Annotated in this window: 8 protein-coding genes and 1 pseudogene; 5 read left to right on the top strand and 4 right to left on the bottom strand. The window is 76.2% G+C overall.

Features of this window, described 5'->3' with window-relative positions; all coding sequences use genetic code 11:
- Both CBZ_RS19110 and CBZ_RS19105 read right to left on the bottom strand, forming a co-directional pair.
- Positions 1-273 (bottom strand): annotated as a pseudogene (locus CBZ_RS19110) (leucyl aminopeptidase); the annotation flags it as partial.
- 69 nt (positions 274-342) lie between these two features.
- Positions 343-2,142: an SLC13 family permease gene (locus tag CBZ_RS19105; protein WP_130783040.1), complete on the bottom strand. Its 1,800-nt coding sequence runs from the start codon at positions 2,140-2,142 to the stop codon at positions 343-345.
- A gap of 64 nt (positions 2,143-2,206) precedes the next feature.
- On the opposite strand from CBZ_RS19105, the gene CBZ_RS19100 reads away from it, so the two are divergent.
- Complete coding sequence (locus CBZ_RS19100; protein ID WP_130783039.1) at positions 2,207-2,602, top strand: META domain-containing protein; 396 nt, start codon at positions 2,207-2,209, stop codon at positions 2,600-2,602.
- The gene (locus CBZ_RS19095) at positions 2,599-3,594 is read left to right on the top strand and encodes a hypothetical protein (protein WP_130783038.1); all 996 of its coding nucleotides are present in this window, start codon (positions 2,599-2,601) and stop codon (positions 3,592-3,594) included. Before CBZ_RS19100 ends, CBZ_RS19095 begins: the two co-directional genes overlap by 4 nt.
- 9 nt (positions 3,595-3,603) lie before the next feature.
- On the opposite strand, the gene CBZ_RS19090 is transcribed toward CBZ_RS19095, so the two are convergent.
- Positions 3,604-4,878: an MFS transporter gene (locus CBZ_RS19090; protein ID WP_130783037.1), complete on the bottom strand. Its 1,275-nt coding sequence runs from the start codon at positions 4,876-4,878 to the stop codon at positions 3,604-3,606.
- A gap of 92 nt (positions 4,879-4,970) precedes the next feature.
- On the opposite strand from CBZ_RS19090, the gene CBZ_RS21440 reads away from it, so the two are divergent.
- Positions 4,971-5,570 carry a winged helix-turn-helix domain-containing protein gene (locus tag CBZ_RS21440; protein WP_218022822.1) on the top strand — a complete coding sequence of 200 codons (600 nt, stop codon included), beginning with the start codon at positions 4,971-4,973 and terminating at the stop codon, positions 5,568-5,570.
- A 15-nt stretch (positions 5,571-5,585) separates the two neighbouring features.
- On the opposite strand, the gene CBZ_RS19080 is transcribed toward CBZ_RS21440, so the two are convergent.
- Positions 5,586-6,881 carry an MFS transporter gene (locus CBZ_RS19080; protein WP_165446858.1) on the bottom strand — a complete coding sequence of 432 codons (1,296 nt, stop codon included), beginning with the start codon at positions 6,879-6,881 and terminating at the stop codon, positions 5,586-5,588.
- A 71-nt stretch (positions 6,882-6,952) separates the two neighbouring features.
- On the opposite strand from CBZ_RS19080, the gene CBZ_RS19075 reads away from it, so the two are divergent.
- Both CBZ_RS19075 and CBZ_RS19070 read left to right on the top strand, forming a co-directional pair.
- Positions 6,953-7,516, top strand: a complete 564-nt coding sequence (locus CBZ_RS19075; RefSeq protein ID WP_130783035.1) for a YqgE/AlgH family protein — start codon at positions 6,953-6,955, stop codon at positions 7,514-7,516.
- Positions 7,517-7,883: 367 nt separating this feature from the next.
- Entirely contained in the window at positions 7,884-8,567 is a 684-nt protein-coding gene (locus CBZ_RS19070; protein WP_130783034.1) for an SPFH domain-containing protein, read from the top strand.
- Positions 8,568-8,759: the final 192 nt, after the last annotated feature.

Genomic DNA, 8,759 nt, shown 5'->3' with positions numbered 1-8,759 from the left:
GCGCACGACTGCGGGGCTCACGTCCGCGGCCGGGCCGAGCCCGACGAGCACGAGCGAGGACTCGCCGCCGCCGCGCGGCAGCGCGAGCGTGGACCCCGGGGTCGCGCGGAAGCCCCACGCGGCGAGCGCGTCGCGGTCGAGGCCGACGCCGTCGGGCAGGGCCCCGTCGCTCGTGACGCCCACACCGACGGTCGCCGCGGCACCGCCCGGCGGGACGACGTCGACGCGCAGCGCGCGCACGAGCGGGAGGGAGGGAGCAGGGTCGAACACCATCGCGGTCTCCTTCGTCGTGCCGGTGGTCGTGCCTGTCGTGCCTGTCGTGCGGGTGCGGGGCGGCGCCGGTCAGCCCGGCGGCCAGAGCACGGGGATGAGCCCGACGGCCACGACGAACCACGCCGCCGTCGTCGCGAGCCCGAGCTTCCAGTAGTCCCCGAACCGGTACCCGGCGGGGTTCATGACGATCATGTTCGCGGGGGTCGCGATCGGCGTGAGGAACGACGCCGCCCCGGCGACGGCCACGAGCATGAGCACGGGGGCGAGCGCGACGCCGGACTCCTGCGCGGCGGCGACCGCGATGGGCGTGACGATGAGGACGGTCGCGGTGTTGCTCACGACCTGCCCGAGCACGAGCGTGAGGACGAACAGCGCCGTCAGCAGCAGCCGCACGTCGCCGCCCGCGACGAGGTCCACGAGGTACCCGGCGACCAGGTCCGCGGCGCCGCTGGCGCTGATCGCGGTCGACAGCGGGATGAGGCCGCCGACCAGCACGACCGTCTGCCAGGAGATGGCCCGGTACGCCTGCGCGGGCCGCACGACGCGCAGCAGCACCATCCCGACCGCCCCGACGAGACCGGCGATCGCGGGCGGCACGACGCCCGACGCGAGGAGCGCGACGGTGAGGACGAGCACCGCGATCGCCCGCCACGCGGTCGCCCCGAGCGGCACCGCGCGCCGCACCAGGTCGGGGTCGTCGACCACGAGGACGTCGTCCGAGCCCGACAGCGCCTCGACCGCGGGCCACGTGCCGTGCACGAGCAGCATGTCGCCCTCGGCGAGCTCGGTGGTGCGCGCGCCGCGCGGCAGCCCGAGGCGCCGGACCGACAGCACGGTGACGTCCGCGTACCGCAGCCCGGGGAACACGGGCCGTCCGACGAGCACCGACCGCGGCGGCACGACGAGCTCCGCGACCCCGGCCTCGCGCCCGAGCAGCGCCTCGCGGGTGTGCCGCGTGAGGGGCGTCGCGACGACGTCGAGGCCGTGCGCGGCGACGAGCGGCGCGACGGCGTCGCTCGGACCGCTGACGACCAGCACGTCGTCGACGGCGACGGCCTCGTCGACGCCGCCGGGTCGCCCGTCGGGCCGCTGCACGCCGAGCACGACGACGTCGTCGGGCGCGGTGACGTCGGCGAGGGGCACCCCGACGAGGTCCGACCCGGCGCGCACCCGGGCCCGGAAGAACCCGCGCTCGAGCCGGTAGTGCTCGACGAGCGTGCTCAGGTGGTCGGAGAAGTCGGCGGGCACGACGTCGGGCTGCCGCTCCGGGAGCAGCCGCCGGCCGAGCAGCACCGCGACCGCGACGGTCACGACGACGAGCGGCACGCCCATGAGCCCGAACTCGAAGAACCCGAACCGTTCGCCCGTCGCGTCCGCGAGCGCGTCCGACACGATGACGTTGACGGTGCTGCCGGACAGCACGAGCAGCGCGCCCGCGCTCGCGGCGAACGCGAGCGGCATGAGCATCTGGGCGGGGGCCTGGTGCGACCGTCGGGCCGCGAGGACGACGACGGGCAGCAGCGCGGCCGCGGCGCCGTTGGGCGTGACGAACGCCGCCATGACCGCTCCGAGCGCCATGACGGCGACGAGCAGCGGCCCCCGCCGCGTCCCCGCCCGGGTGACGAGCAGCTGTCCCGCCCACGCGGTCACGCCCGACGACTCGAGCCCGTCGCTCAGCACGAACAGCGTCGCGATGAAGATGACGACCGGGTCGCCGAACCCCGCGACCGCCTGCGTGGCGTCGACCTGACCCGTCAGCCACAGGGCCAGCGCGGCGAGGATCGCGACGACACCCACGGGCAGCCGGTTCCACACGAACAGCCCGATGACACCCACGAGCACCAGCAGGCTGACCGCTGCGTCCGACACGCCGCCTCCTGACGGTCCGGGTCCGTTCGACAGACTAGGACGAACCCGGCGCTAGCATCACGTCATGCGCCTGCTGCGCGTCGCCTTCACGGTCCTGGTCGGGTCCACCCTGCTCGCGTCGTGCGCCGCCGCGGACGCCGCGGACGAGGCCGAGCCCGTCGCCGCCGCCGACGTCACGGGGACGTGGGGCGCGTCGGCCGTCGAGGGCGAGGCGTCGCTGGACCTCGCGGACGACGGCGCCGCGACCGGGACCGACGGGTGCAACCGGATGGTCGGCGAGTGGCGGCTCGGCGACGACGGCGTGGTGTTCTCGTCGTGGGCGACGACCCGGATGTCGTGCCCGGCGGTCGACCCCTGGCTGTCGCTCGCCGTGGCCGCACGGCTCGAGGGCGACCACCTGGTGTTCGTCGACAAGGACGCCGTGCAGCTCGGCACTCTCACCCGCACCGACGGGTCGTGAGCCGACCGGTCCGCGCGGCCGTCTGGGTCGCGGTCGGGATCTTCGCGTGGGTGGCGGTCACGCGGCTGGTCGGCGCGGTCGACTGGTCCGCGGTCGGGGCGGCGTTCGCGGGTCTGCCGGTCGCCGTCGCGATCCCCTTGACCCTCGCGCTGCTGCTGCGGCAGACGCTCAACGCCGTCCCGCTGACGTACTACGTGCCCGGCCTGGGGCTGTGGCGGTCGATGCAGAACGACCTGTCCGCGAACGTCGTCGCGACGTTCACGCCGCCGCCCGCGGACATCGTCGTGCGCGTCGCGATGTTCCGGTCCTGGGGCGTGGACCCGACGTCGGGCATGGCGGGCGTCACGCTCAACACCGCGAAGTTCTACGCCGTGCGGTTCCTCGCGCCGACGCTCGGCATCACGCTCCTCGCGTTCCAGGGGGCCGAGCGTCGGCAGTGGGTCGTCGCGGTGCTGTGCGGCCTGGTCGCGGCGACGATGCTCACCGCGCTGGTCCTGCTGCTGCGCGGCGACCACCTGGCGGCGTGGCTGGGACGGACGGCCGGGCGGGTGGTGCGCCGGTTCCGGCGCGCGACCGACCCGGACGTCTGGGCGGCGACGATGGTCGACGTGCGCGGCCGGTCCGCGGCGAGCCTGCGGCGGGGGCTGCTGCCGTCGATGGTCGCGCTCGTCGGGATGGTCCTCGCCGACGCGCTCGTCCTGCTCGTCGCGCTGCGGGCCTGCGGAGTCACGGGGCTGACGGTCGTCGACGTGCTCGCGCCGTTCCTGCTCGCGTACCCGCTCACGCTGTTCCCGCTGTTCGGCCTCGGGCTGCTCGACGCGATCCTCGTCGGCACCTGGACGACCGTCGCCGGTGTCGAGCAGGAGGGCGCGATCGTCGCGGCGACGATCGTCTGGCGGGCGGTGACGATCCTCGGGACGCTCCTGCTGGGTGGGATCAGCCTGACGGCGTGGCGGGTCCGGCACCGTGCGGCGGTGCCGACGTCTTCCTGAGGCCCGACGTCACGCCGGGACGGTCGTGGTGCCGGCCAGGTCGCGCGCGTCCTGCGCCCACGTGTCGGGCGTCCCGACGCGCCACAGCGAGCGCACGGTGCCGAGGACCGCGACGGTGACGGTGAGCAGTCCTGCGAGGACGGCGAGCGTCGGTGCGATCCCGTAGCGGTCGAGGAGCCCGCTGCCGACGAGCGGGACGAGCGGCCCGGCGGCGAGCCCGGTCAGGCCGAGCACCGACGCGAGCCGCCCCTGGAGCTGTGCCGGGGTGATCGCCGCCGCGTAGCCCGACAGCCCGGCGTTGACCGCGGGCACGAGCAGGACGGCCACGGGCAGCACGACGAGGTACGCGACGTACGTCGCCGCGACGGCCATGACGACCGCGCCGACCGCGAGCACCCCGAGCGCGACCACGACGAGCGCGCCCGCGCGGAAGCGTGCGACGAGCCGCGGCGCGAGCAGCGCGCCGCCGAGGACGCCGACGCCGACGGTGAGCTGGACGAGCCCGATGAGCAACGGCCGGGTGCCCGTGCGGACGAGCTCGAGGTTGATGCCGACCAGGAGCCCGCCGAACGCGACGTTGACCACGACGAGCAGGCCGAGCAGCGCCCGGAACAGCGGCACCGACCAGACGAACCGCAGCCCGTCGCCGAGCGCGGTCAGCGGACGCGTCGCGCGCGCCTCGGCGACGTCGCCGTTGAGGGGCTCGCGCACGAGCCACGTGCACACCGCGGTCGCCGCGTGGCCGACGGCCGACGCGGCGAGCGGGAGGGCGTGGGACGCGGCGTAGAGCAGCCCGCCGAGCGGGCCTGCGAGGAGGCTCGCGGCGGCGTCCCGGCCCTCCGCGGCGGCGAGCGCGGTCGGGAGCTGCGGGACCGGGACGACCGAGCGGAACGCCCCGCTGGTCGCGGGGTCGACGAGCGCGCCGACGACCGACGCCCCGAACAGCACGGTCGCGAGGTGCACGGCGGTGAGCGACCCGGTCCCGGCGGCGACGGCGACGGTCGCCCACAGCAGCGCACCGACGGCGGCGGTGCCGACGACGAGACGGCGCCGGTCGACCCGGTCGGCGACGACCCCGGCGGGCAGGGTCGCGAGCAGCGCACCGGCCTGGCCCACGGCGGCGACGACGCCGGCCTGCACGACCGAGCCGGTCAGGCCGTAGGCGACGAGGGGGACGGCGAAGCGGGTGACGCCGGAGCCCAGGGACTCGGCGGTGAGGCCCGACATGAGCAGCACGAACGAGCGGTTGGCGCGCAGGGGGGTCGGGTCGTGGTGGGTCGTCATGGGGGCCGACCCTAGATCCGCAATAGATATTGCGCAAGATATGTTGCGCAACGATGGCTGCGAAACGGGTGGTCCGTTGCTAGCCTCGTCGTGTGCTCGACACCCTCCGCGTCCAGGACCCCGCGGCGCTCCGTGCGATCGCGCACCCCCTGCGGCAGCGGATCCTCATGGAGCTCGCCGCGCTCGGCCACGCCCGCGCCGCCGACCTCGCGCGCGCCACGGGGGAGCCCGCCAACGCCGTGAGCTTCCACCTGCGGGTCCTCGCGAAGGCCGGGATGGTCGTCGAGGCGCCCGAGCACGCACGCGACCGCCGGGACCGGGTCTGGACCAACGTCGCCGCGAGCTACACCGTCGACCCGGGCACACCGACGGCCGTGCGCGACGTCGTCCGCCCCGCGCTCGCCTGGGCCGAGGAGAGCTTCCGCCGCGCGAACCAGCCCGGCGTCGAGCGCGAGGACCGGATCCTCGCGCTCACGGCCCTCGCGCTCACGCCCGAGCAGGCCCGCGAGATGGCACGTGAGGTCGAGGCGCTGCTCGACCGCTGGGGCCAGGCCTCGCTCGACGCCGCCCGCGCGACGCCCGACGCGCAGCGCGCGACCTACCAGGTGCTCGCGGTCGTGGCGCCGCGCGACCTCCCGCCCGCCGGGGGTGCGCCCGACGCGGAGGCGACGGCCGCGTCGACCGGCGACTGAGAGCCGGCGCCGGCGTCAGGGCGTCGTGACGTCCACGGGCCGTCGTGCCAGCAGCGCGGGAGCGCCGACGGCCGCCGCCAGCAGGAACATCGCCGCGAGCGCGACGTACGCCGCGCGCACGCCCCACTCGTCGGTGATCGCCCCGAGCGCGAGCGCGGTGACGAGCCCGCTGCCGGGCAGCGCCGCCGTCCACGCGCCCATGACCCGCCCGCGCAGGTGCGGCGCCGACGTGAGCTGCACGAGGGTGTTCGCGGCCGCGACGAACCAGATCGACACGAACCCGAGGACGGCCGCCGCGACCAGCGCGACGGCGAACCCCGGCGCCAGCCCGAGCGGCAGGATCGCCACCCCGGTCGCGAACGACAGCGCCGCGACGAGCCGGCCCGACGGCGCCTCGCCGCCGCCCGCCGCCGCGATCGCCCCGGGCAGCGCACCGAGCCCGAACGCGGCCATGAGCGCCCCGAACCCCTGCGGCGGCAGGCCGAGGGCGTCGGTCGCGAGGACGGGGACCAGCACGCCCTGGTTGAAGATCATCGTGCTCGCCGCCGCGAGCAGCAGGCACGCGCGGATGACGGGGTGCCGGAACGCGTAGGCCATGCCCGCCCGGAAGCTCACGGTCGGGGTGCCGGGGGCGTGCCGGACCTGGCGCGTGCCGCCCGCGCGCAGCGCGACGAGGACGCCCAGCGGCAGCAGGTACGTGGACGCGTTGAACGCGAAGCACGCCGCCGGACCGACGAGCGCGAGCAGGACGCCGCCGACCGACGGCCCGATGACGCGCGCGGCGTTCATGACGACCTCGTAGAGGCTGACCGCGCTCGCGAGCCGCTCGGGGCCGACGAGGTCGAGGACGAACACCTGACGGGCCGGGCCGTCGACGGCCGCGACCGTGCCGGACACGAACGCGACGACCAGCACCATCCACACCTCGACGACGCCGGTCGCGGTGAGGACCGCGAGCAGCACGCCGATCGACAGCAGCAGCACCTGCGTGACGAGCAGCAGCCGTCGCCGGTCGAACCGGTCGACGAGCGCCCCGGCCGGTGCGGCGCCGACGAGGATCGGCAGCATCGCCGCCGTCGTCACGAGCCCGAGGTCGACCGCCCGCCCGGACAGGCTCAGGACGAGCCACGCGAGCCCGGCGGCCTGCGTGACGTGCCCCGACGACGACAGCACCTGCCCGGCGAACCACCACCGGTACCGCGGGTCGCGCAGCGACGAGAACGCCGTGCGCGTGCGCGCGAGACCGGCACGCCAGGACCGTGCGGCCGCAGCGGTCGGCGGGGCGTCGGTGCTGGTGTCGGTTCCCGTCACGCGGTGGATCCTGCCAGCGGGTGTCCGCCGCTCCCGCACGTTTTCGTGCCGCCGTCGCCGATGATGGGGGTGTGACGGTCCCTGCGGCGCTCGGCGGTCAGCTCCTCGTGGCGAGGCCGCGCCTGGACGACCCGAACTTCCACCGCGCCGTCGTCCTCCTCCTCGACCACGGCGACGAGGGCGCGTTCGGCGTCGTGCTCAACCGGCCCGTCCCGGTCGAGGTCGACGTCGTGCTGCCCGAGTGGCAGGACGCCGTCACACCTCCGTCGGTCCTCTTCCAGGGTGGGCCGGTCGGGCTCGACGGTGCGATCGGCGTCGTCACCGCACCCCCCGGCGCGGTCCTGCCGCCGACCGTCGACCGGCTCGTCGGCCCGTTCAGCCTCGTCGACCTCGACTCCGACCCGGCGGACCTGGCCGGCCTGGTGACGGGGATCCGCGTCTTCGCCGGTCACTCCGGCTGGGGTGCGGGCCAGCTCGAGGGCGAGATCGAGGAAGGGTCCTGGTTCGTCGTGCCCGCCGAGGCGTCGGACGCGGTGACCGACGACCCGACGACGCTGTGGCGGCGGGTGCTGCGCCGCCAGGGCGGAGACCTGGCGATCGTCTCGACGTTCGCCGAGGACGCCCGGCTCAACTGACGGCGCGCGCGACGGCGGCGACCGCGGCGGGTGGAAAACCTGCGGCGTCGTGGGCCTGTCGCACGTAGCGTCGTCGCCGCTCCAGGTGAGCAGCCGGACGGCGTCGCCGTCGCGGGTCCTGCACCGATGCCTGCGAGCACCTGCCTCAGGAGCAGGCGCTTGTCCAGCGCTCACGGGTTCGACTCCCGGAACGCCGGCCGGCGCGTGGTCGCCGGGGTGGTCGCGGTCAGCGACGCCGGGTCCGCCCGGGACGTCCCCCGTGCGCCACCCGACCGCGTGCCGGCCGGTGCGCGCGCGGGCCCGGCTCCGGGTGGGCACCAGGTGATGGCCGACGGACGGCCGGGCCGGACGGGAGGAGGGCAGAGCGATGCGGATCGTCGTGCAGGAGTGGGAGCGGGTGCTGGTGTACCGCGACGGGCGGTTCGAGGCCGAGCTGGAGCCCGGTCGGCACCGGGTCGGCGTGTGGCGTCGGCGCACGGTGCGGGTCGTCGTCCGGCCGCGCCTCCTCGTCGTCCCGCTCCAGGAGGTCCTCACGGGCGACGGGCTGTCCGTCCGCGTCAGCCTGACGTCGGCCGTCCGGGTCGCGTCCGCCCGGACGTGGCACGAGGCGGTGGAGCAGCCCGACGCGTTCCTGCACACCGCGCTGCAGGTCGCGCTCCGGGAGGCCGTCGCGACGAGGACGCTCGACGAGCTGCTCGCCGACCGGACCACCGTGCCCGACCAGCTCGCGTCCGCCGTCGCCCCGGCTGCGGCCGAGGTCGGGCTCGCCGTCGAGCGGCTCGCGCTGCGTGACGTCGTCGTCCCGGCCGAGCTGCGGCGTGCCGCGGCCGAGGTCGTGACGGCGCGGGCGCAGGGTCTGGCGGCGCTGGAGCGCGCGCGGGGCGAGGTCGCGGCGACGCGGGCGCTCGCCAACGCGGCGAAGCTCGTCGACACCCAGCCGGGGCTCCTGCAGCTGCGGACGCTGCAGGCGGTCGAGGCGGGACGGGCGACCGTCGTGCTGTCGGCGGACCCGTCGGGCACCGCCGCGGCCCGGGCGACCGCCGAGCGCTGAGCCCGCCTGCGGCGGGGTCCTGCCCTACCGGGGCCCTGCCCGGGGCGAGGTCCTGACCGGACCCACGCCCGGGCACGTCGGTCGAGCGCCGACGTGCCCGGGCGGCGGGCCCCGGTCAGGCGGCGGGGTCGTCCTCGGACGCGTCGGCGGTCGTCGCGACCCCGGCCTGCGCGGGCTCGCGGCGCAGGAGGT

The organism is Cellulomonas biazotea (assembly GCF_004306155.1).
GTDB lineage: Bacteria > Actinomycetota > Actinomycetes > Actinomycetales > Cellulomonadaceae > Cellulomonas > Cellulomonas biazotea.
The sequence above is the reverse complement of the archived record's forward strand: the minus strand, read 5'-3'. Positions and strand labels throughout refer to the sequence as shown.

Bases quoted from the DNA above. Each gene is read 5' to 3' on its own strand.
- CBZ_RS19070 (WP_130783034.1), top strand. From the start codon at position 7,884: ATGCGGATCGTCGTGCAGGAGTGGGAGCGGGTGCTGGTGTACCGCGAC.
- CBZ_RS19100 (WP_130783039.1), top strand. From the start codon at position 2,207: ATGCGCCTGCTGCGCGTCGCCTTCACGGTCCTGGTCGGGTCCACCCTG.
- CBZ_RS19090 (WP_130783037.1), bottom strand. From the start codon at position 4,878: ATGACGACCCACCACGACCCGACCCCCCTGCGCGCCAACCGCTCGTTC.